Here is a 20897-nt window from a genome sequence, read left to right as displayed (position 1 = left end):
TGGTCCCCTCAGTTGATGCTGGATTGAGGCAGGTTGCGCGACACTGTCAACCTGTTGAGCTGACAGGATTCCTGAGTGATTGCGTGCTGGATCAGCGAAGGAATGTCGAGGATCAGGGCGACTTCTCCCCCCCCCAGAATGGTTGAACCACTAATGCCCTGCAGGCGCTGGAACAATTTCCCCAACGGTTTGATGACGGTCTGGAATTCTCCCAGCAGTTCATCCACTACCAGTCCGGATTTTTTGCCTGCATGGCTGACTACGACAATGTTCTCGCGCCGCCCCTTGCTGCCATTGGTGTCGAAGTAGTGTTGCAGGCGGATAAAGGGCAGCACCTCGCCACGCAAATTGATGTAATTGCGACCCTGGGTGTCGGACAGTGCACTCTGGGTCAATTCAACGCACTCGATCACCATATCGAGGGGAATGACGTAGTGGGTGTCGCAGACTCGCACCAGGAAGCCGTCGATGATGGCAAGGGTGAGCGGCAGGCGGATCTGCACACGGGTTCCTTTTCCCGGGATGCTGTCCAGATCGACCGTGCCGCGCAGGGCAGTGATGTTGCGTTTGACGACGTCCATGCCCACCCCGCGACCGGAGAGGTTGGTTATCGCCTCGGCGGTAGAGAACCCCGGCTCGAAGATCAGGTTGTATATCTCCTGATCCGTCAGCGTGGTGGTTGGGCTGATCAGACCGCGCTCGATGGCTTTTTGCTGGATCCTGGCTTTGTTGAGACCTGCGCCGTCATCCCGAATTTCGATGACGATACTGTTGGAGTCGTGATAGGCATTGAGATTCAGGGTGCCACGGGCGGGTTTTCCTGCCAGCAGCCGTTGCTCTGCCGATTCGATGCCGTGATCCATCGAGTTTCTGACCAGATGCATCAGCGGATCGCCGATCTTCTCTACCACCGACTTGTCCAGTTCAGTCTCGGCTCCGGAGATTACCAGAGTGATATCCTTGTTCAGTTCCTGACTGACATCGCGCACCACCCGCTGGAAGCGGTTGAAGGTATCGCCGATAGGCACCATTCGCAGGCGTAGTGCACTGTCGCGGATCTCTTCCACCAGCATGGCAATGACTGAGGTGGCTTCCTGCAGTTGGCTTTCGCGGGTACGTTGGGCCAGCAGATTGGCTCCTGAACTGGCGACTACCAGCTCCCCGACCAGATTGATTAGATCGTCCAGCTTGTCGGCATGTACCCTGACGTAACGGCCCTCTTTGCTCTTGCTCTCCTTGGTCTGGTTCTGTTTTTTCAGGGCGGCATCGACGACGGCTTCGTTGACGGCACCCTGCGCAATCAGGATCTCCCCGAGTTTGGGCGCTTGTTCTGCCGGGGTCGCTTGTTGTGCCTGCAGACCGCTGGCTAACTCCTCTGCGGTGAGGGCGCCGGTGTTGACCAACAACTGCCCCAGCATGGCGCTATCTTCCGGCAGCGACTCGATCAGGTTGATGAACTCGGCGATCTTGCTGTGGGGTGGCAAGATGGTGATCTGGCAGTCATCTCTGACAAATTCAAAAACATCGCTGATGGCCGTCTTGTCTGCCTGCGAGTCGAAGTCTATCTCGTAGCCTAGGTAGCAATTCTCCGGATCGAACTGCTCCCAATCCGGTAGCGCCTGATGGATGGTCTCCACCGAGCATATGGTTCCGAGGGTGCCGAGATAGCGCAGAAATGCGGCCGGATCCATGCCATTGCGCAGCACATCGGCGCCAAAACGCAGGGAGATATGCCACAGGGAGGCGGAGCTGGTAATTCCTCCCTCTTTTTCGATCTTGGGTTCCGGCGTATGCACAGTATCTGGCAGCGTGGCGTGGGGGACGCACTGATGACGGGTGAGGGTGAGCCTCAGTCGTTCATCCTGGTTGGCATCGCCCTCGCTTAAGGTACTTCCCTGTTCTGCAACGACACTGATGAGCGTCTGGATGTGGTCACAGCTTTCCAGCAGATCCTTGATCAGAGGAGAGGTGACGGTGAGCTGCTGATTACGGATCTGGTCTAGCAGATCCTCGACGATATGGGTAAACCCGACGATTGGTTGCAGACCAAACAGGCCAGCCGACCCCTTGATGGTATGAGCAGCACGGAAGATGGCTCCAATCAGCTCGCTATTGTCAGGGTCAGATTCCAGTGATAGAAGGGCTGACTCCATCTCTTCAAGCAACTCGCGTGCCTCGGCGATATAGGTTTGTAAAGCCTGATCAAGATCGATGCTCACGGGGACTCCTTGTCATGGTGGCTCAGGGCCGTTCGCCATGGGTGATGAGGGTGGGGTCGCCAAAAAAGGCCGAGAGCTGGCAGAGCTCCAGCAGTTCAAGCACAACATGGCTGTGCCAGACCAGCGCCAGGGAGGTGCCCTGCTGCAGAGCGGTCTTCTTCGCTGCCAGCAGCAGTTGCAGCCCGGCGCTGTCTATCTCGGATACCGCTGCCAGATTCAGCTCCAGTTCGTTCCCCTGATGCAATAAGGGTGAGAGAGCATCTTTCAGCTCGCTGACTGTATAAATGGTGATCTCGTCCGGCATGGTCACCACTACCTTGTTGTCGAGTAGCTCACTCTGTAGTTGCATGATGCGCTCCGGATCACGGCATGATGAGCTTGGCGACTGCGGCCAGCATCTGTTCGGGCTGGAAGGGTTTGACCACCCAGGCTTTGGCTCCCGCGGCTTGTCCCTCCTGCTTCTTGCTGTCCTGAGACTCGGTGGTCAGCATGATGACAGGGGTAAATTTGTAGTTGGCCAGCTTTTTGGCCTCTTTGACGAAGGTGATGCCATCCATGTTCGGCATGTTGACGTCACTGATGATCAGGTTGATCTTCTTGCCATCTAGTTTGTTGAGCGCATCTTTGCCGTCAGAGGCTTCCATGACCTCATAACCGGCTCCCTTGAGGGTCATGCCCACGACTTGGCGAATAGTTGCCGAGTCATCCACGATCAGGATCGTTTTGCCCATATATCTCTCCTAGAAAAATGTGATGTCGGCGCTGCTTGGTTGCGCGTTGACAGAACGGGTGGTGCGACCATGGTGAATATTGCGCTGTTCGTCGGTGGCGTATGAGAGCTCCATCTCTGCCAGCCAGCGATTGGCATCGATCTGGATTGGCCCTGTCGCATTGCTGCTCTGCTCCGAAGCAACCAGATGGCTGGAGAGGCTCTCCATGTTTTGTCTGACGTGGCTGAGGATTTGGCTGACTCTGTCTTGAAATTGCAGCGAGACAATGACGCTGGAGATTTCGCGATGGATATCGGTGCTTTCGTTTTGCAGCAGGGAGGCGGATTCCGCCAGGCTGTCAGTGGCATGGCGAAAACGGGACAGTACCTGTTCGATTGTCTGCTCCGAGTTGAGCGCCGAGGCGTGATCCCGTGCGGCAGCATTTTCGGCAATCTGGAAGGCGCGACCGATAGCAGTATTGATGGTATCAACCTTGTCGGTCATCTTCTGGGCGGTTTCGCTGGAGAGGCGGGAGAGGTTGCGCACTTCATCCGCGACCACAGCAAAGCCACGACCAGCTTCCCCTGCACGAGCCGCTTCAATGGCGGCGTTGAGGGCCAGCAGGTTGGTCTGGGAGGCGATTTTGGCCACATCCATGGCCATGGTGTTGAGCTCTATGGTGTAGGTGGTCAGGCTTTTTATCTCACCCAGCATGGCGTCCCGATTGGCCTGGGCGGAGTGCAGGATGGCCACTACCTCATTGAGTTGCTGCTGGCTCTCGCTCAAGACTCCTGCCATGCCACGGGAATTGGCATCACCCAATTCTCCGGCTGCCAGATGAGAAGCATTGACTGCTTCTTCCAGCTTGTTGGCCAAGCCGCTGAAGCGTTGAGTCAGGTCAATCATCGCGGCTTCGGTTTGTTGACGAGAGCTTTCAATTTGCTGGGACCAGATGGGGAGTGCCTTCTCGCACACCTGTTCGAGCCCGATGATGGAGTGGGCGAGAGGATCGGTTGCGACGGTTTGTTCCTCTCCGGCACGATGTCGGAGTGTGTGCTGGTGGAAGTGACTCGATGTCCAGAGCGCGGCGGCAATACCAACCAGCACATTGAGCAGCAGGTAGAGAGGTGACAGCGCATCGGCAAGCTGCAGCAACAGGCAGCTCAGCAGAGCAAGCCCGATGCAGCAAATCCAGCAAACCGGTTCCCAAAGCGGTGTGTTCACGCCACTTTTGTGTTGTGCCATACGTAGCTTATCCCTGTGCAATTATTTGGTAAGAGGTAAAGGCGCGGGACCGAAACAGTCATGGTGCCCCTTGACGCTCTTTTCTTTATTTATAGTTGGCACAATAAGGTTAGCGGAAAAAAATTAATTGGCTGCAAATCGGAGTTGTTTGTATCAGCGATTGCCGTATCAAGCGGCTTGCGAAATGGGGGGAAGAGCCAGGTGGGGATGAAAAGGAGAGAAGGAGCCTGAGGATTCAGGCTCCTGATGAGGATCAAGCCTCGTTGGCGTGGGCCCTCTGGCAACCTTCCACGGCATGGGCGATGAGCTCCAGCGCGCTCTGGTCGCACGGTGGCAGTTCAGCCTCGCACTTACTGATAGGGGTAACACGATCGCCCCACTTGATGATGGCGGCACCCCAGGTCAGGCCGGCACCGAAAGCGGCGGTCAGCAGATAGGAGTTCGGCTTGACGCGCCCCTGCTCCAGCGCTTCACACAGGGCGATGGGCACAGTGGCGGCGGAGGTGTTGCCGTAATTTTCGATGTTGACCATCACCTTCTCCATCGGCGCATTCATCCGCTTGGCGAGGGTCTCGATGATGCGGATATTGGCCTGGTGCGGCACGATCAGGTCGACCTGCTCCGGCGCAATACCGGCCTGCGCCAGCACAGTGCTGGTGGCTTCCCCCATGCCGCGCACGGCGCGTTTGAAGATCTCCGGCCCTTCGAAGTTGAAGGTGAACAGCCCATCGATATCGGCAAAACGCACCCGATCGGTACCGAAGTTCGGTACGTGCAGGATCTCCCGGGCTTCGCTGTCGCAGCCCAGCTTGTTGGCGATCAGGCCACACTCCTGCTCGCTTGCCTCGATCACCACGGCACCGGCACCATCGCCAAACAGCACGGCGGTATCGCGGCGCGCCCAGTCCAGCAGGTAGGTGAGGCGCTCGGCACCAATCACCAGCACCTTCTTCATCATGCCGGTCTGCACCAGCGAGGTGGCGACGGAGAGGGAATAGACGAAACCAGTGCAGGCAGCGTTGAGATCAAACACGGCGGCATTGACGGCGCCCAGCTTCTTCTGCACCGCAGAGGCGGCACTTGGCAGCAGGTTGTCCGGGGTGGCGGTGGCCAGGATGATGCCATCGAGATCGTTCGCTTCCAGACCGGCGCAGGCCAGCGCGCGGCGACCGGCCAGGGTGGCGAGATCCGAGGTGCTGACATGGGAGATCCGGCGGGCCTTGATGCCGGTGCGCGGATAGATCCACTCGTCTGACGTATCCATGATGGTGCTGAGGTCGTCGTTGGTCAGCACGGAGGGAGGCAGGCATTTGCCCCAGCCGGTGATATTGGCGTATTTCATCTTGTTACCGCTTCTCAAAGTGGATCGCCCGCGGGCGGAAAATCGTGCAATTATGCCGTACGAGACAACCACTGTCATCTTGTGGTCATGGTTATGTGCGGGGGGAGCAGCTGTGCCATCTGGTCGCAAAGGGCTGCAACGTGCTGAGTATGGCTGGAAATTTTGCTTAAAACGCGGGACTCCTCTGCCCTAAGATAGGCGTTTCACCACCGATGAGGGTATCTCCTTGCTCAGAGCCAATCTCAACTTGTTGCCGACCCTCAAGGTACTGCTGGAGACCCGTAATATCAGCCGCGCCGCCGAGCTGCTGCACCTGAGTCAGCCCTCCATCAGCAAGCAGCTTGCCCAGTTGCGCAGCGAGTTTGATGACGAGTTGCTGGTGCGGGAGGGGCAACGCTGGCTGCTGACGCCGCGTGCCGAAGCGCTGGCCGCCCAGCTGGCGGATTCTCTCGGTGCGCTGGAGCGGCTCTACGAGGCCCCCGGGTTTGACCCGAGCCGCTGCGAGCGGGTATTTCGGCTCGCCTCCTCCGATTATGTGGCCCAGCATATCCTGCCCGATATCTGTGCCGCGCTCGCCAAAGAGGCGCCGTTGGCGGCGCTGGAGTACAGCCTGTGGGACAAGCGTCAGCTGCCGCAACTGTGGCAGTCCGAGCTCGATCTGGTCTCTACCATCACCGAGCAGGTACCGGAGCAGATACGCGGTCTGCATCAGGGGGAAGATCGGCTGGCGGTGCTGATGGGATGTCACCACCCGCTGGCAGGCAAGACGCTTAATCTCGATGACTATCTCGCCTGGCCTCACCTGCAGGTGAGTGGCGGTGGCGACAAGGACAGCCCGGTGGAGCAGGTGTTGGCGCCGCAGGGACTGAGTCGGCGCTGGTTTGCCAGAGTTCCCTTCTTTCAGGCGGCAGTGGAGGTGTTGCTGCGCACCGATTGCCTGATGACCACCCCGGCTCATATCGCCTGGCAGCTCTCCTGTGGCCATCAGCTCACCTTTGTCGACCTGCCCTTTGCGACCCGCGACCAGCAGTATCATCTGCTGTGGCATCAGCGCCACCATCAGGATCCGGCCCATCGCTGGTTTCGCGAGCTGGCCTACCCCTTCCTGCGGGATCACCTGCAACGCACCGTCGGCGAGAGTCGCAAGCTGCTCGATTTCGGCGGTTAGTCCAGTCAGTTGTGTGGTGCCATAGCCATTGGTTATGGAATCTATTCATAACTTTCACTACTGGCATAATGGCTCAGCCCGTACCCTGAATGCAGGCATCATATCGAGCATATAAAGAGGAAAAGCATGGAACTGACGAGTTGGCTGGCACTGGCCGCAATCTGCGTGATGGGCGCCATCAGCCCGGGGCCGAGTCTGGCGCTAATCATCCGCAACACCGTGCAGGGCGGGCAGGGGCACGGCGTCGCCACTGCGCTCGGTCACGGCCTCGGGGTTGGTATCTATGCGCTGGTCACGGCGCTCGGCCTCTCCATTCTGATCACCCAGACTCCTATCCTGTTTGATCTGATCCGCTACGGAGGTGCTGCGTTTCTTGCCTGGCTTGGGGTGAAAGCCCTGCTGGCAAAACCAGCCAGTGGTGACGCGAGTGAAGACGTTCACCAGCTGCGTGGTCGGCAAGGGGCCTTTGAAGGTTTTATGGTGGCCTTCCTTAACCCCCAGCTGGCGGTCTTCTTCATCGCCCTGTTCAGCCAGTTTGTGCGGGCCGATACCGGCTGGAGCGAAGGGGGCATCATGATGCTCACCGCTGGCGGGATCGATGCCGTCTGGTACGTGCTGGTGGCGCTGGTGCTCTCGCGCGGGCCTGTGCTGGCGTGGCTTAAAGCCAAATCCTTTGTGATCGATAAGGTGAGCGGCTTGGTGCTGCTGGGACTGGCACTCAAGGTGGTTATCTAATCCTGCATTTTGCGGATACCTTAAGCGGGATCAAGGCACGCGGGTGGTGAATGGGCTAGAGTAGCGCCCATTTGCTGTCCGCCCTGATCCCGAGACTATGCACCAGAACAAGCACCCGTTAAGCCACAACAACCGGTTGGAGCTGCTGGCTCCGGCCAAGAACCTCGCCTACGGCATCGAAGCCATCAACCATGGTGCCGATGCCGTCTACATGGGGGGGCCGGCCTTTGGCGCCCGCAGCGCGGCGGGTAACACCATCGAAGATATCGAAGCGCTGGCGCGCCACGCCCACCGTTTCGGCGCCCAAGTCTTTGTCGCCTTCAACACCCTGCTGCACGATCACGAGCTGGAGCAGGCCCGGCGGCTGACCCACCAGATCTACGAAGCCGGTGCCGATGCGCTCATCGTGCAGGATATGGGGCTGCTGGCGCTGGATTTGCCTCCCATCGCGCTCCATGCCAGTACCCAGACCGACAACCGCACGCCGGAGAAGGTGAAGTTTCTGCAGGATGTGGGTTTCTCTCAGGTGGTGCTGGCGCGCGAACTGTCTCTTGCGCAGATCCGCGAGATCAGCGCGGCGACCAATGTGCAGCTGGAGTTCTTTATCCACGGCGCGCTCTGTGTCTCCTACAGCGGCCAGTGCAACATCAGCCATGCCCGTACCGGCCGCAGCGCCAACCGTGGCGAGTGTGCCCAGCTCTGCCGTCTGCCCTGCTCGCTGCAAAAGCCGGACGGTGAAGTGCTGGTGGCCGACAGCCACCTGCTGTCGCTCAAGGATATGGATCAGACCGATAACCTGGAGGCCTTGATCGAGGCGGGGATCCGCTCCTTCAAGATTGAAGGGCGACTCAAGGGGCTCGACTACGTCAAAAACGTTACTGCCTGGTATCGCCAGAAGCTGGACGCCATTCTCGATAGCCGCTCCGATCTGGTGGCCGCCTCGGCGGGTCGTTGCAGCTACAGCTTCACGCCTGACCCCAAGAAGAGCTTCAACCGCGGCAGCACCGACTATTTCCTCCATGGCCGCCAGCAGGGGATCGACTCCACCAAAAGCCCGAAATATGTGGGCGAACCGCTGGGGCGTGTCACCAAGGTGACCCGTGACGGTATCGAGATTGATGGCAAACAGGTCACCCTCAACAACGGCGACGGTTTGGGCTTCTTCAAGCCGAACAATGAGCTGGTGGGGATGCGCCTCAACAAGGTCGAAGGTAAGCAGTTACTCCTGTCAGAACGAATGCCGGGGCTAAAGGTGGGGACAGAAATCTACCGCAACCACGATCAGGCGTTCAGCAAGATGCTGGAGAAGGCGAGCGCGGATCGCCGCATCCGGGTCGATATGGTGCTGGCTGAGTGCGATGAGGGTGTGATCCTCACGCTCACCGACGAGCAGGGCATCAGCGTTGCGGTGACCCTGCCTTGCGACAAGCAGCCTGCCGACAACCCGGAGCGGGCGCTGCAACAGGCGCGGGATCAGCTTGGCAAACTCGGCAATACCCTGTTTGTGGCGCGCAAGATTGAGTTGGCATTCACTCACCCGCTATTTATCGCCGCATCACAGCTCAACGGTTTGCGCCGGGATGGCATCGCTGCACTGGAGGCCGCACGCGTGGCCAGCTACCAGCGCCCCGAGCGACGCATTGCCCTGCGGGATATCAACTATCCCCAGCACCGTCTCTCCTACCTTGGCAATGTGCTGAACAGCGCGGCCGAGCAGTTCTTCCGCGAACACGGGGTGGATCGGATTGCTCCCGCCTATGAGGCGAACAAGGAGGAGCGGGAAGTGGTGCTGATGATCACCAAGCATTGCATCCGCTATAGCCAGAACCTCTGCCCGAACGAGGTGCCAGGTCTCAAGGCCGAGCCGCTGGAACTCAAAATGGGTAAAGACACCTTCCGCCTGCGTTTTGACTGTAACCGCTGCGAAATGCATGTGATGGGCAGCCTGAAACGCTGATCAATGAGCCCCTTTCTCCATCCGGAAAGGGGCAATTTTTATCGCAGGTTCTCTGCCTACCCTCCTTTAATTGCCCCTCTCCAGCGCCAGCAGCGTTTTTTTAATCTCCAATCCCCCCGCATAGCCGGTCAGGCTGCCGTTTTGGCCGATCACCCGATGGCAGGGGACGATGATCGAGAGCGGATTGCGGCCATTCGCCGCGCCCACTGCCCGCACCGCATCGGGTTTGCCGATGGTGCGAGCGATATCGCTGTAGCTGCGGGTCTCGCCGTAGGGGATGTCGCACAGCGCTTGCCACACCGCCTGCTGAAAAGCTGTGCCACGGGCGGCAAGGGGCAGGGAGAAGCGCTGCAAGCGACCGGCAAAATAGGCGTCAAATTCGGCGAGGAAGGGGGCCAGCGCTGCGGGGTCTTGCAGCCAGCCGCTCATATCGGGCAGCGCCCGCAGGCCCGCCACAAAGTCCACGTGCACCAAGCCATACTCGTTGATGGCAACCAGCAGATTGCCGCAGCGGGTCGGCAGGATATCGTAGCGGATCATGGGGTTCTCTCCTGTTGTTGGGTATCTGGCTGTTGTTCGTTGCCGGTGGCACGGAGCAGCAAATCGGGCGCTTCACTCATGGCGTGCCACAGCCAGCTGGCCGCATAGCTGCGCCATGGCTGCCATGCTGCGCTTTGCGCCAACACCTCCTTCACCGGCAGCTTGGTGCCGCCTCCGAGTGCCTTTTGCAGTACCAGATCGGAGGCGGGGAAGGCATCGGTATCCAGCCCGCAACGCAGCCGCCAGTAAGAGACCGTCCAGGGGCCTATGCCCGGCAGCGCCAGCAACTGCTCGTCACTGGCTGTAGTGAGGGGCAGCTCGCCACTGGCCAGCGCCTGCGCCACTCCGCGCAGGGTGCGAATGCGGCTGCCGGGCATGCCGATACCGTCGAGATCGAGTTCGCACAACTGGGCGGGGGTCGGTAGTTGCGCCACCCCGAATTGCGCCTCGGTGCGGGCCACCAGTCGCCCGAGTATGGTGATGGCTCCCTTGACCGAGACCTGCTGGCCGACGATGGCGCGCAGCATCACCTCGTATTCGTCCCAGCCACCCGGCAGCCGAACGCCGGGCCAGCGCGCCTGCAAGCGGGCGAGCAGCGGATCCTGACCGAGCAGATCACCGATCCGCTGCATGTCGGCATCGAGATCCCACATCCGACGCACCCGATAGAGCAGATCGGGCAGCGCGGCGAGCGGCAGGTCATGCACGGTGAGCTGCAGGCTATGCCCCTTGCCCTGCGCGATACGCACCCGCGCGACCTGATCGCCGACCCGGTAGCACCGCTCATACATCTCACCATCCACCTGCTCCAGCCCGGGGATCGCCCGGAGCCGATAGAACGCCAGCATGGCCGCCACGTCATATGGGGGGCGGTAGGGCAGTTGCAGCGTCAGAGTTGCGCCGCGCGGCTGCGCACTCATGTGCTCTGGCGCGTCATCGTGCTGCTCCTGTTGGCGCAGGGAGCGCGGGGCCAGTCCGTAGGCGTTCAGCCAGGCGTCATTGAAGCGGCGGATGCTGGCAAAGCCGGCGGCAAACGCGATGTCGGTAATGGGCAGCCCGGTTTCAGTCAGCAGCCGTTTCGCGAGCAGCAGGCGGCGCGTCTGCTCCACCTGTTTTGGTGAGGCGCCGAGATGTTGCTCGAACTGGCGGCGCAGGGTGCGTTCGCTGATCCCTGCCTCAGTGGCCAGTTTGGCGAGCGTGCCCTCCGCCAGCTCTCCGCGATCGATGCGTGCCAGCAGACGTGCCAGTTCAACCGGCAGATCGCCACGGGCGGCGGGGGCCAGCTCAGGGCGGCAGCGCAGGCAGGGTCGCAGCCCATACTGCTCGGCGGCCGCGGCGCTTTGGAAGTAGCGCACATTGTGCTCGTGCGGCGGACGTGCCGGGCAGACCGGTCGGCAGTAGATGCCGGTCGAGATAACGCCGGTAAAGAAGCGGCCATCAAAGCGAGCGTCGCGAGCGAGCCGTGCTGCGTGACACTGCTCACGGCTGAGGGTGTTGATCACCTCATCTTGTGACGAATCTGGGCTTGGCTTTGCATTCATGGTGTTGGCGGCTTTGCTGGAATAGATGGCAAAAGAGTAAGGGGGCTCGGGGGCCGTGACTAGCCAGAAACGGACAGGGATAGCAAAAATTGGCCAAAGGTTTTTTTGCTCTTTCATTGCACGGCCGGGTTTCACTCTTCGTCACGCTGTTATTCATATGTCGCGGCTCGACAGAAGGGGGCATAACGGACGGGTCGGAGGCACGATTGGCTTAGCTTTATTTGCTTAGCGAGATTAGTTGCGGAGAAAACTGCTTAAAAATTAATAACAGATCACATAACTATCTTTTTTACATTGAGTGTGGTGATTTTGTGTTGTTCAATCGAGTCAGTTAATTTTTTATGATTATTAAGTCATCGCATCTACGGCTCAGGGCCGACCAATAACAACAACACTTGCCAAGGATGATAAGTGAACGACTGTAAGGCATGGCCCCATTGCCGGGGGTTTAGTCTGATCGAGTTGTTGATCGCCATGACGGTTGTCAGCATTCTCGCGGCCATCGCGTTGCCAGCGTATCAGGGTTATCTGCAACAGGGACGTCGTTACGAAGCGCAGCAGCAATTGCTGGAGCAGGCGCTCGCCCTTGAACGTATCTATACCCAACAGGGCCGTTATCCAGATACGTTTGCTACCCCTTCCAGCACGGATTTCTACCAGTTCAGCTACAGCCAGCAAGATGCTGGCGACTACCTGCTCAAAGCCATTCCAACGACGCGACAACAGGATGAGTGCGGCACTCTGACCCTCGATCAGACCGGTTATCGCGCGGCCAATCGCCATGACTGCTGGGGATCATAAGATGAATGTGCGCGGATTTACTCTGATTGAGTTGATGATCACGGTCGGCATCGCCGCCATCTTGCTATTGGTCGGGTTGCCCTCCATGAGTCAGCGCCTCGCGGCCGAACGGCTCGATCGCAGTGCGACCGAGCTCGCGTCAGCCTACCGCTTTGCCCGCAGCGAAGCGGTCAAGCTGACCCTGCCGGTGGTACTGCAGGGCACCGAGAACGGTGGCTGGGAGGTGATGGCTGACAGCAAGTTGCTGCGTCAGGCGGCAGCACCTGCAGGCGGAGTGGTGATCAAGCCGTTTGACCCCATCCAGATCGCGCCAACCGGCAGCAGCAGCCACGCCGAGATCATTCTGGCCAATCGCCTCGGTGAGCAGCGGGTGCTCTGCGTGGCCCCGAGCGGCCAGCTGCTGCAAGGGAGCTGCTCATGAGACACGCCGCACTTGCCCGCCAGCAGGGCTTCAATCTGGTGGAGATCATGGTCTCCATGGTGTTGGCGGTGATGGTGTTTCTCGGTCTCGCCAAGGGGCAGGTGGTCTCGTTGCAGCAGGCGCATTACAGCTTGCAGAGCACGCTGGCCACGATAGAGGCGAGCAACAGCGTGGAGCAGATCTGGAGCTCGCTGTGTGAAGTGCAGCGCAAGCCTGAGCGGTTCACCCAGGCTGATTTTCTTGCCCGCTTCACCCTGCAGGATGGCCACCGGCTGGTGCTGCCGAACCGTTATAGCGACAACTTTGTGGTCGCTATCGAGTGGCAGGATGAGCGGGTCTCCGGCGCCAAGCGGGTGGAGCTGAACGCAGGATTTCCGCCTTTATGCTGAGCGTCCCCTCACGGCAACGAGGCGTCAGTCTCGTCGAGCTGATGATCTCCATGGTGCTCGGTCTGATGCTGATGCTGGCGATTTTTGCCGGTTACGCCCCGATCAAGAGCACGGTCGAACAGAGCAAGGCGCTGGAGCAGGCGAACGAAGTGCTGCGCTTTGCCACTCTCACCTTTACTAACAGCATCAAGCAGGCGGATCAGCTGATAGCCGTCACCCCTGATCGCCTGACGCTGGCCTTCAAGGTAGAGGGGGGCAGTCAGGTGCTCTCCTGCCTTGGCAACCAGAAAACCGCCGATTTTACCGAGCAGTACCGCTTCACGCCGCCGGTACTCAGTTGCGATGATGGAGATGGCCCGCGCCTGTTGCTGGCCCATCTTCAGGATCTTGAATTCGGCCAGCAGGGGGCGCTGGTCAATATCCGCATCTTGCCCGAAGGGCTGCCCAGCTATCTGGTGCCGGGAGTCGAGGTGCAGGTGGCCCGCCGCAAGGCGGTCTGGGCGGCAGCGTTGGCCACATCCGGTGCCAACGCCACAGCAGGGGGAGCGGGATGAACAAGGGATTGCAGGGGCAGCGGGGAGCCGTACTGCTGGTGGTGCTGGTGGTGAGCCTGCTGTCGAGTCTGCTGGTGTTTACCAGCATTCAGGAGAACCAGTTGCAGACCCGCCTGAGCGGCAATTTTCACAAGAAGATCAATGCGCAGCTCAGTGCCGAGCAGGGGATGAACGAGAGTTATCGTGCCCTGCATCAGGCCCTTGGCGCTGAACCGCGGATAGAGTGGGAGCGGCTGGTGCAGAAGGTGCCTGGCAAGGGCGAAGGGGCCATGGCGGGCAGCCGCTTCCGCATCGATCAGCTGGATGCCTCCGCCGGCAGCAAGCTGGCGTTGCAGAGCCATGGCCGCTATCTGGAGGGAAATGCCAGCCTCAACGCGCTGTTTGCCCTCAAGCGTGAGCCCGGCAATCTCATCTTTCAGGATTCGGTGGTGGCGTGTGAAGGGCTGAGCCTCTCCGGTAGCGGTTTTATCGACAGCTATGACTCGCGCAAGGGGGCGTACAAGGAGTCTGTTTCCGGGACTCTTAATCAGGGGCAAAACGCCAAGGTGGCGACCGTCAGCGACAAGGCCAATGTAGTGCTCGCCGGGCACTCCCCCATCTGGGGTGATGTGCGGGCGACCGGCTCGGTGACCTTGAACGGATCTTCACCTGTTGCGGGTAATGTACTTGCTGGCGGCGATATCACCATTTCTCCCTCTGATGGGGTCGTCAGGGTTGAGGGCAGCGTGAACGGGAGTGGAAATTTTGCCTTGCAAGGGGGGCATATTGCCGGAGCTGTTGCGATCAATGGTGATGTTTCTATGGGTCATGGCACAAGCATTGCTGGCGACAAGTTGAACTATGGTGGGAAGGGGGCATTCCTTGATGCCCAGCATCAGAAGTATCTGGATCCCCAATACCGCACTCACCCCAAGCTGCCACCGGTAGCCGGGCAGGTGTGTGACCCGCTCAATGTGGCCGCGTTGCCCAAATCGTTTCCCCCTGCAACATTGCCCATCAATGGGCCCCTGACGCTGGGCGCCACCCAGCAGATGGTGCTGACCACGGATCCTGCCACTGGCTCGGTCACCAGCAGCAACCAGCACAAGCCCGAGCTGCCGCTACCCGGCAAGGGGGAGCTGTTTGGCAAGGATCAGACCATTTATCAGCTCGACAGCCTCAATATGGGGGCCGATGCCAGCCTCACCATCAAGGGGGATGTGGTGCTGCTGATCGACAAGGATTTCACCATGACTGGCAGCAACAAGTTGACGGTGAGCGAGGGGAGCAGTCTGACCCTGATCGTCAGTGGCAAGGTTGATCTCGGGGCCGGTGCCGAGGTGACGGCAGTCAAGCAGGGGCTGACCGCTGGCGGTACGCCCGCTATCTCCATCTATTCCGCGTATAGCGGCAAGGATGGGGTCAAGCTGTCGGGCAATACGCCGCTCTATGCTGCTCTCTATGCCCCGCTGACCGAGATGAAGATCAGCGGAAGTGGCGGTCTGTTCGGGGCGGTGCGGGCAAAACACTTGACCGAGAGTGGCGCGGGTGGTGTGCACTATGACGAGGCGCTGGGCATGGCAGATCTGGGGGACGATCAGGGGCCGCCTCCGACGCTGGCACTGCGGCAGTGGCACTTTGTGCAGTGAGGCTGGCGAGCCGCTAAAAAGGATCGAACGGGGCACGCAACTGTGAGAAGGTGGAGATCTGTCCACCCAGCCGTTCACTGTTGAGGAGTGCTCCATGCCAGGCCCCGCTCGTGCCGGTGCCCTGATCTATGCCAAGGATCCGGGCCTGCTGACCCACTTTTACCGTACCCTGCTGCAGATGGTGGTCTGCAGTCAGGATGAGCAGCTGGTAGTGCTGGAAAACAGCGATATCCAGCTGCTGATCCATGCCATTCCTGAGCCTTATGCCGGGCAAGTCGTTATCAAGCGGCCGCCAGCACTGCGGGAAGAGGGGGCCATCAAGCTGTTCTTCACCGTCTCCAGCCTCGCCTGGGCAGAAGCGAAGGCGGCGGATCTCGGCGGCGGCCTGCTGCCACAGCAGTGGACGGGGCCCGGCTTTGTGGTGCGCAACGCCTTCGACCCTGAGGGCAATATCCTGCAACTGCGCGAGTTGCTGGGTTCCCCGGACCCCCTCTGAACCCTCTCTTTTTACAGCATTGCCGTGACGGCGTGCTGTGCCATGCACCGCCATAAAAATGAACCGCCATAAAAACGGGGCCCTGTAGTGGTCAACTAAAAAGGCCCCGTTCTGCTGTTAGCTTACTGCGCTCATTACTTCAGGTAGCGCTGTTCCAGATGCTGGCGCAGCCAGTGCGGGTTGAGCGCTTCATCGGTGGCGCGGCGCACCAGCTCGTCGGTACTGTGCAGACTCCCCTGTGACCAGATGTTGCGTCCGAGCCAGCCGAAGATTTCCGGCAGGCGGCCCGCCGCGATCACCTCACCCATGCTGCCCAGCTCTTTCTCGAGGGCAAAGCGCAGCTGGGCGGCATACATGGCGCCCAGGGTGTAGCTCGGGAAGTAGCCGAACGAGCCGTCGGTCCAGTGAATATCCTGCATGCAGCCATTGCGGTAGTTTCCCTTGGTGGAGAGCCCCAGCCACTGCTGCATCTTGGCGTCCCACAGCTCGGGGATGTCGGCCACCTCGATCTTCCCTTCCACCAGATCGCGCTCCAGCTCGTAGCGCAGGATAACGTGGGCCGGATAGGTCACCTCGTCCGCATCGACCCGGATAAAGCCCGGCTCGACTCGGCTGTAGAGCTTGGCCAGATTGTCCGGCGCAAACGCCGCCTGTTCGCCGAAGTGGTGACGAATGTGTGGTGCCAGCAGCGCGAGGAAGGCCGGATGATGCCCCAGCTGCATCTCGCAAAACAGGCTCTGACTCTCGTGGATCGCCATGGAGCGCGCTTCGGCCACCGGCTGACCCAGCAGATGACGCGGCAACCCCTGCTCGTAACGGGCATGACCGGTCTCGTGCACTATGCCCATCAGGCTGGAGACAAACTCCTGCTCGTTATAGCGGGTGGTGATCCGCACGTCGGTTGGCACGCCGCCACAGAAGGGGTGACTGCTCACATCGAGGCGGCCGTGGGCGAAATCAAAGCCGAGCAGTCCCATCACCTCCTGACCGAGCGCTTGCTGGGTGGGGATGGGGAAGGGGCCTTGCGACAGCAGCAGGGCATCGCCCTTCTGCTGTTCACTCACGGTCTGGATAAGAGCCGGCAGCCAGCTGGCGAGATCGCCGAAGATCTGATCGAGCCGCGCGCTGGTCATGCCGGGCTCATAGAGGGCCAGCATGGCGTCGTAGGGGCGCACGCCAAGCGCATCGGCCCGCAGCTGCGCCACTTCACGGGAGAGTTTCACCACCTCCTCGAGATTGGGAGCAAAACCGGCCCAGTCGTTGTTCTTGCGCTGGCTGCGCCAGGCGTGTTCGCACTTGCTGCCAGCGAGCGACAGCGCTTCGACCAGCTCACCGGGCAGCAGGCTGGCATCTTGCCACTGGCGCTTGATCTCGCCGAGGTTGGCCCGTTGCACTTCATCGAGCGGCTCACTCTCGGCCTTGGCAATCCAGTCGCCCAGCTCGGGAGCGGTACGCTTCTGGTGGATTAGCAGACCGAGTTCGGCCATCGCTTCGGCGCGGGCATCGTTGCCCCCTTCCGGCATCATGGCCGCCTGATCCCAGCCGCAGATGGCGGCGAGGTGGCTAAAGCGGTGGATCTGCTGCTGATGTTGTTCAAGCTTTTGATATGACATGGGATTGTCCTTGTTATCGTCCCTGATGGTATGCCGCCCCGTACCTGGCATGAGCGGGGCCGATCGATGCTAACACCGCCGCTCTATAGTTGACCACCATCATGCAGGCGGGCCAAAGGTGTGGTGGCGAGAGGCGGATTAGCCGAGCCGCTTCTGGTGCCGTTCGCGGTTTTCCGCTTTTTTGCGTTCGCTTTTACGCAGCAGCACGTATAGAGCACCGCTGCCGCCGTGGCGACGCTCGGCGCTGTGGATCGCCATGACGGCGGGCAGTTGCGGCAACCAGGCGCTCACATAGCTTTTCAGCAGGGCACGCGGGGTGCTGCGCTCCCCCTTGCCGTGCAGGATCAGCAGACAGCGGATATCCCGTACTTCACAATCCGCAATGAACTGCACCAGCGTCTGGCGCGCTTCGTTGAGGGTTTTCTGGTGCAAGTCCAGGCTGGCCTGCAGCTCGTATTTGCCGAGCCGCAGCTTCTTGTAGACCCCCTCCTGCACCCCATCACGCTTGAAGCCGACGATTTCGTGCGGATCACGCATCTCGATGGCCTCCATGGTGAGGTGGTCGAGGGCGAGTTGTTCGGCAGTGGCAGCCTGGCGGCGAGCGAGCTGCGCCTCGGTCGGGGCGGATTTGGCCGCATGGGGATGGATGTTGTCGCTGCGAATGGGCCGCACGTCGGCCACTTCATTCATGAATAGCGAGAGTTCGTCGTTATGAGACACGGCAGGCTCCCCATAAGAAAAAGTGGGGGCCATTATAACGGTCGCAACCGGCACAGAAAACGGGGAAAGGGGGAGGGGATAAGGGGCGCCCAGTATGGACACTGGTGCAGTCTGGCCCGGGAATCACAGTCGCGAACCATAAAACAGCACAGGCGGTCAGTGTGAGCTGCCGCCTGTGGTCAGAGGATTATTTTCCCTCTTTGGGTTGTTGAGAATGGGGTTGCTGTGAATGAGGCGGTTGCGAGTGCATCACCTTGTAGATGAAGTAGGCCGCGTAAGAGCTGATGAGCAAGAAGGTGCCGATAATCACCAGCATCGACATCAATCCCACGCTGTTGCCAAACATCAGGTCCAGCCAAAAGTCCATTTTATTGCTCCTGTCACCCGGTTGATGACAGGCATGATAAATACCTCTTTGCCCCGTCCGGGATGATCCCGATCAACTCCCTTGCAGGTTGTTTAATGACCAGCGCGTTCTGTGATCGTTCTCACTGGACTCCTTGCGACTGAGCCTGCACAGGGCCCGGTGTGGTGAGCGGGGTAATGCGCCACCCCTGCTGCTCCAACAACGCCAGCAACCCCTGTTCGCCGTAAAGGTGCAGGGCGCCTACCACGATAAAGCTCTCGTTGGACAGGGTGGACCATTTTTTCAGCCAGTTGTGGTTGCGCTCGGCCAGCAGGGTCTGCTCCATCCAGCTCTGTAGCGCGGGCGGAGCCATCTCCTCCTTGAGCAGATTGATCAGCGTCGCCTCATCTCCCTGCTGCCACGCCTTCATCACGGCGGCGAAACCACTCTCCAGCATCGGTAGCTCATCAAGGGTGCTGGCGAGCATCAGGGTCTGGTTGTCACCCACGCTGGCCAGATAACCGAGCTGTTCCAGCAGGGTTTCAAAGCCCACCACCGGTTTGCCCTCTTTGGCGGCCCGGGTGGCAAAGTGCTGGTCTATCCCGAGTTCACTCTTGAAGTCGGAGCGGGCCATGGCGGCCTGGGTCAGGGTAATGGCGGCAAACCATGGGCGCAGGGTGGCGAGGGTCGCCTCGTCGATGCCATAGCGGGCGCCCGCCATCAGGGTGCGTTGATAGAGCTCGGCAGGCAGATGATCCTTGAGCGGTTTGCCATCCACCAGTCGGGTGAGGGAGCCGGCCTGTTGCCACTGATCCGGTGTGATGCTGTTCATGTCCACCTCCATCACCAGTGCGCGACTCTGCAGCCAGGCACGCTCCACCGGCTTGGGCAGAGGATAGAGGGCTGGTTTGCCCGCATGGATGGAGCCCAGCAGCCAGTGTTGCTGGTTGCCCTTGCTCACCCGATAGAAGGCGGGATCGGCAAAGGCGTGCAGCGGTAGCAGCAGGCAGAGCAGGAAGGCAAAGAGGGTGCGATGAAATCTCATGGGGATCCTTAATATGCGCCGGGTGACTTCTCTTGCTGACAATAACTCCTATGATAAGTCCTCATTTCAGATAACCAAGAGGTTTGCCATGCCCCATCTTCGTTTTCGCGCCGTGGCGCTCGAGACCCTGCAACAGGTGAGCGGCCCGCTGCTGGCGGAGCTTTGCGAGCTGACCGGCGGCAAGCCGGAGTTTGTCACCCTGGAGCGGGTGGAGAGCAGCTGGATCCGCAACGGCGAGCCAGAGGCGGGTTTTCCGTTTGTCGAGCTGCACTGGTTCGAGCGGCCGCAGGAGATGCAGGACGCTGCCGCGCGCCTTATCACGCGCCATTTGAAACGGGTGCTGGGAGAGCAGACCTATGTGGTGGTGCAGGTGATCCCTCTGGTCAAGAGCGCCTACTACAGCAATGGCGAGCACTACTGAAGAGGGGGACAAACCAGGTTGGCGGGACGGGTGATGCCGTTACGCAGCTAACCCAACCTAGGCACCTTGATGCTCACCGCAAATCACGGGATCAGGCCGATTTGGCCAGCAGTTTATCGAGCCAGCGAGTGGGCAATACCCGTCGCAGGAAGGCAAACAGCCGGGTTGGAGTGGTCACTGGATAGCGCGCCTTGGGATGGGCGTGGGTCAGCGCATGGAGCAGTGGCGGGATGCAGGCTTCGCTCGGGAGGGTAAAGCCGCTGGTGGCCCCCTCTTTTTCCAGCCGCGTCAGGGTCTGGCGGTAGGCCGACTGATGACGGCTCTGGGCCGGATCGATGTGCCGCAAGAAGGCGCTGCGGGCATTGGCACGAAAACGGGTATCGATGGGGCCCGGTTCAATCAGGCTGATATGTACCCCGCTACCCGCCAGTTCGAGGCGCAGGGTATCGCTATAGCCTTCCAGCGCAAATTTGCTGGCGTTGTAAGCGCCGCGATACTTCATGGCAACCAGTCCCAGAACCGAGCTGTTCTGCACTATCCGCCCCTCTTTGGCCTCCAGCATCGGCGGCAGCACCTGACGGATCAGATGGTGCCAGCCAAACAGGTTGGTATTGAATTGTTCCCTGAGCGCCTCGGTGGGCAGATCTTCCAGCGCCCCGGGTTGGCCATAAGCGCCATTGTTGAACAGGCCATAGAGGCGCCCGCTTGCCAGATGGAGCGCCGCACTGGCACCCAGCTCGATAGAAGCAGGGTCCGCCAGATCCAGCTGTACCGCCAGCAATCCCTGTTGCTGCAGACGGGCCACATCTTCCGCCTTGCGCGCCGAGGCGATCACGGTAAAACCGTGCTGCCCGAGCGCCTGTGCGGCGGCGAGGCCAATACCGCTGGAACAACCGGTGATCAGAACAAAACGGGGCATGATGGCGTCCTTGTGACTGCTGACAAAAGCGTGCGTGCGGGTGAGCGGATAAAACCCTTATCCGGTTCGCATGTTAGCCTGCCAACC

22 protein-coding genes are annotated in these 20897 nt (G+C 60.1%); 10 read left to right on the top strand and 12 right to left on the bottom strand.

All coding sequences use genetic code 11. From position 1 onward, the window contains the following. Nucleotides 1–8 precede the first annotated feature (8 nt). The 5 genes from BN1139_RS13875 to BN1139_RS13855 form a co-directional block, all read right to left on the bottom strand. Nucleotides 9–2219 carry a chemotaxis protein CheA gene (locus tag BN1139_RS13875; protein WP_005349566.1) on the bottom strand — a complete coding sequence of 737 codons (2211 nt, stop codon included), beginning with the start codon at nucleotides 2217–2219 and terminating at the stop codon, nucleotides 9–11. Between the two features lie 22 nt (nucleotides 2220–2241). After that, nucleotides 2242–2568, bottom strand: a complete 327-nt coding sequence (locus BN1139_RS13870; protein WP_005349569.1) for an STAS domain-containing protein — start codon at nucleotides 2566–2568, stop codon at nucleotides 2242–2244. 13 nt (nucleotides 2569–2581) lie between these two features. After that, the gene (locus BN1139_RS13865) at nucleotides 2582–2950 is read right to left on the bottom strand and encodes a response regulator (protein ID WP_005338778.1); all 369 of its coding nucleotides are present in this window, start codon (nucleotides 2948–2950) and stop codon (nucleotides 2582–2584) included. Nucleotides 2951–2959: 9 nt separating this feature from the next. Further along, entirely contained in the window at nucleotides 2960–4174 is a 1215-nt protein-coding gene (locus BN1139_RS21940) for a methyl-accepting chemotaxis protein (protein ID WP_005349573.1), read from the bottom strand. Nucleotides 4175–4427: 253 nt separating this feature from the next. Next, nucleotides 4428–5516 carry a ketoacyl-ACP synthase III gene (locus BN1139_RS13855; protein ID WP_005349577.1) on the bottom strand — a complete coding sequence of 363 codons (1089 nt, stop codon included), beginning with the start codon at nucleotides 5514–5516 and terminating at the stop codon, nucleotides 4428–4430. 226 nt (nucleotides 5517–5742) lie between these two features. Here BN1139_RS13855 and BN1139_RS13850 point away from each other — a divergent pair, with 226 nt between their 5' ends. The 3 genes from BN1139_RS13850 (at nucleotide 5743) to BN1139_RS13840 (ending at nucleotide 9376) form a co-directional block, all read left to right on the top strand. Further along, a complete protein-coding gene (locus tag BN1139_RS13850) occupies nucleotides 5743–6684 on the top strand; it encodes a LysR family transcriptional regulator (protein ID WP_005349580.1) in 942 nt (313 codons plus the stop codon). A gap of 126 nt (nucleotides 6685–6810) precedes the next feature. Beyond that, nucleotides 6811–7419, top strand: coding sequence for a LysE family translocator (locus BN1139_RS13845; protein ID WP_005349583.1), 609 nt, complete (start codon nucleotides 6811–6813; stop codon nucleotides 7417–7419). A 97-nt stretch (nucleotides 7420–7516) separates the two neighbouring features. Beyond that, on the top strand, nucleotides 7517–9376 hold the full coding sequence (locus BN1139_RS13840) for a peptidase U32 family protein (protein WP_005349586.1): 1860 nt from the start codon (nucleotides 7517–7519) through the stop codon (nucleotides 9374–9376). A 66-nt stretch (nucleotides 9377–9442) separates the two neighbouring features. Here BN1139_RS13840 and BN1139_RS13835 read toward each other — a convergent pair whose 3' ends face one another. Both BN1139_RS13835 and BN1139_RS13830 read right to left on the bottom strand, forming a co-directional pair. After that, nucleotides 9443–9916, bottom strand: coding sequence for a methylated-DNA--[protein]-cysteine S-methyltransferase (locus tag BN1139_RS13835; RefSeq protein WP_005349587.1), 474 nt, complete (start codon nucleotides 9914–9916; stop codon nucleotides 9443–9445). Then, on the bottom strand, nucleotides 9913–11457 hold the full coding sequence (locus tag BN1139_RS13830) for an AlkA N-terminal domain-containing protein (RefSeq protein WP_041202742.1): 1545 nt from the start codon (nucleotides 11455–11457) through the stop codon (nucleotides 9913–9915). The genes BN1139_RS13835 and BN1139_RS13830 overlap by 4 nt, the downstream gene beginning before the upstream one ends. Before the next feature lie 411 nt (nucleotides 11458–11868). On the opposite strand from BN1139_RS13830, the gene BN1139_RS13825 reads away from it, so the two are divergent. From BN1139_RS13825 to BN1139_RS13800, 6 genes are all read left to right on the top strand, one after another. Further along, nucleotides 11869–12258, top strand: a complete 390-nt coding sequence (locus tag BN1139_RS13825) for a type IV pilin protein (RefSeq protein WP_041915426.1) — start codon at nucleotides 11869–11871, stop codon at nucleotides 12256–12258. 1 nt (nucleotide 12259) lies between these two features. Next, on the top strand, nucleotides 12260–12679 hold the full coding sequence (locus BN1139_RS13820; protein ID WP_005338751.1) for a GspH/FimT family pseudopilin: 420 nt from the start codon (nucleotides 12260–12262) through the stop codon (nucleotides 12677–12679). Next, the gene (locus tag BN1139_RS13815; protein WP_005358533.1) at nucleotides 12676–13068 is read left to right on the top strand and encodes a type IV pilus modification PilV family protein; all 393 of its coding nucleotides are present in this window, start codon (nucleotides 12676–12678) and stop codon (nucleotides 13066–13068) included. Before BN1139_RS13820 ends, BN1139_RS13815 begins: the two co-directional genes overlap by 4 nt. Then, nucleotides 13062–13622 (top strand): PilW family protein, encoded by a 561-nt coding sequence (locus BN1139_RS13810; RefSeq protein ID WP_013724064.1) that lies wholly within the window; start codon nucleotides 13062–13064, stop codon nucleotides 13620–13622. Before BN1139_RS13815 ends, BN1139_RS13810 begins: the two co-directional genes overlap by 7 nt. Then, nucleotides 13619–15250, top strand: a complete 1632-nt coding sequence (locus BN1139_RS13805; protein ID WP_013724063.1) for a DUF7305 domain-containing protein — start codon at nucleotides 13619–13621, stop codon at nucleotides 15248–15250. The genes BN1139_RS13810 and BN1139_RS13805 overlap by 4 nt, the downstream gene beginning before the upstream one ends. Nucleotides 15251–15344: 94 nt before the next feature. Next, nucleotides 15345–15746 (top strand): VOC family protein, encoded by a 402-nt coding sequence (locus tag BN1139_RS13800; protein WP_005338740.1) that lies wholly within the window; start codon nucleotides 15345–15347, stop codon nucleotides 15744–15746. A gap of 134 nt (nucleotides 15747–15880) precedes the next feature. On the opposite strand, the gene BN1139_RS13795 is transcribed toward BN1139_RS13800, so the two are convergent. The 4 genes from BN1139_RS13795 to BN1139_RS13780 form a co-directional block, all read right to left on the bottom strand. Continuing rightward, nucleotides 15881–17359, bottom strand: a complete 1479-nt coding sequence (locus BN1139_RS13795) for a carboxypeptidase M32 (RefSeq protein ID WP_005349604.1) — start codon at nucleotides 17357–17359, stop codon at nucleotides 15881–15883. Nucleotides 17360–17497: 138 nt separating this feature from the next. Next, nucleotides 17498–18079: a DNA endonuclease SmrA gene (smrA, locus tag BN1139_RS13790; RefSeq protein ID WP_005338734.1), complete on the bottom strand. Its 582-nt coding sequence runs from the start codon at nucleotides 18077–18079 to the stop codon at nucleotides 17498–17500. 187 nt (nucleotides 18080–18266) lie between these two features. Further along, nucleotides 18267–18446, bottom strand: coding sequence for a DUF3149 domain-containing protein (locus tag BN1139_RS13785; RefSeq protein WP_005338733.1), 180 nt, complete (start codon nucleotides 18444–18446; stop codon nucleotides 18267–18269). Nucleotides 18447–18567: 121 nt separating this feature from the next. Continuing rightward, nucleotides 18568–19470, bottom strand: a complete 903-nt coding sequence (locus BN1139_RS13780) for a TraB/GumN family protein (protein ID WP_005349606.1) — start codon at nucleotides 19468–19470, stop codon at nucleotides 18568–18570. Nucleotides 19471–19558: 88 nt separating this feature from the next. Here BN1139_RS13780 and BN1139_RS13775 point away from each other — a divergent pair, with 88 nt between their 5' ends. Next, nucleotides 19559–19891, top strand: coding sequence for a DUF1904 family protein (locus BN1139_RS13775; RefSeq protein WP_005349608.1), 333 nt, complete (start codon nucleotides 19559–19561; stop codon nucleotides 19889–19891). A gap of 91 nt (nucleotides 19892–19982) precedes the next feature. Here BN1139_RS13775 and BN1139_RS13770 read toward each other — a convergent pair whose 3' ends face one another. Next, on the bottom strand, nucleotides 19983–20810 hold the full coding sequence (locus BN1139_RS13770; RefSeq protein WP_005349610.1) for an SDR family oxidoreductase: 828 nt from the start codon (nucleotides 20808–20810) through the stop codon (nucleotides 19983–19985). Between the last annotated feature and the right edge of the window lie 87 nt (nucleotides 20811–20897).

Origin of the sequence: Aeromonas veronii bv. veronii (assembly GCF_000820225.1) — a bacterium.
Classification (GTDB): Bacteria; Pseudomonadota; Gammaproteobacteria; order Enterobacterales; family Aeromonadaceae; genus Aeromonas; species Aeromonas veronii.
Note: the sequence above shows the minus strand (reverse complement) of the source record. Positions and strands in the feature narration are given on the sequence as shown.

Excerpts from the sequence above, each read along its gene's own strand:
- BN1139_RS13870 (WP_005349569.1), bottom strand. The coding sequence starts at position 2,568 with ATGCAACTACAGAGTGAGCTACTCGACAACAAGGTAGTGGTGACCATG.
- BN1139_RS13865 (WP_005338778.1), bottom strand. The coding sequence starts at position 2,950 with ATGGGCAAAACGATCCTGATCGTGGATGACTCGGCAACTATTCGCCAA.
- BN1139_RS21940 (WP_005349573.1), bottom strand. The coding sequence starts at position 4,174 with ATGGCACAACACAAAAGTGGCGTGAACACACCGCTTTGGGAACCGGTT.
- BN1139_RS13855 (WP_005349577.1), bottom strand. The coding sequence starts at position 5,516 with ATGAAATACGCCAATATCACCGGCTGGGGCAAATGCCTGCCTCCCTCC.
- BN1139_RS13845 (WP_005349583.1), top strand. The coding sequence starts at position 6,811 with ATGGAACTGACGAGTTGGCTGGCACTGGCCGCAATCTGCGTGATGGGC.
- BN1139_RS13840 (WP_005349586.1), top strand. The coding sequence starts at position 7,517 with ATGCACCAGAACAAGCACCCGTTAAGCCACAACAACCGGTTGGAGCTG.
- BN1139_RS13835 (WP_005349587.1), bottom strand. The coding sequence starts at position 9,916 with ATGATCCGCTACGATATCCTGCCGACCCGCTGCGGCAATCTGCTGGTT.
- BN1139_RS13830 (WP_041202742.1), bottom strand. The coding sequence starts at position 11,457 with ATGAATGCAAAGCCAAGCCCAGATTCGTCACAAGATGAGGTGATCAAC.
- BN1139_RS13820 (WP_005338751.1), top strand. The coding sequence starts at position 12,260 with ATGAATGTGCGCGGATTTACTCTGATTGAGTTGATGATCACGGTCGGC.
- BN1139_RS13815 (WP_005358533.1), top strand. The coding sequence starts at position 12,676 with ATGAGACACGCCGCACTTGCCCGCCAGCAGGGCTTCAATCTGGTGGAG.
- BN1139_RS13810 (WP_013724064.1), top strand. The coding sequence starts at position 13,062 with ATGCTGAGCGTCCCCTCACGGCAACGAGGCGTCAGTCTCGTCGAGCTG.
- BN1139_RS13805 (WP_013724063.1), top strand. The coding sequence starts at position 13,619 with ATGAACAAGGGATTGCAGGGGCAGCGGGGAGCCGTACTGCTGGTGGTG.
- BN1139_RS13800 (WP_005338740.1), top strand. The coding sequence starts at position 15,345 with ATGCCAGGCCCCGCTCGTGCCGGTGCCCTGATCTATGCCAAGGATCCG.
- BN1139_RS13795 (WP_005349604.1), bottom strand. The coding sequence starts at position 17,359 with ATGTCATATCAAAAGCTTGAACAACATCAGCAGCAGATCCACCGCTTT.
- BN1139_RS13785 (WP_005338733.1), bottom strand. The coding sequence starts at position 18,446 with ATGGACTTTTGGCTGGACCTGATGTTTGGCAACAGCGTGGGATTGATG.
- BN1139_RS13780 (WP_005349606.1), bottom strand. The coding sequence starts at position 19,470 with ATGAGATTTCATCGCACCCTCTTTGCCTTCCTGCTCTGCCTGCTGCTA.
- BN1139_RS13775 (WP_005349608.1), top strand. The coding sequence starts at position 19,559 with ATGCCCCATCTTCGTTTTCGCGCCGTGGCGCTCGAGACCCTGCAACAG.
- BN1139_RS13770 (WP_005349610.1), bottom strand. The coding sequence starts at position 20,810 with ATGCCCCGTTTTGTTCTGATCACCGGTTGTTCCAGCGGTATTGGCCTC.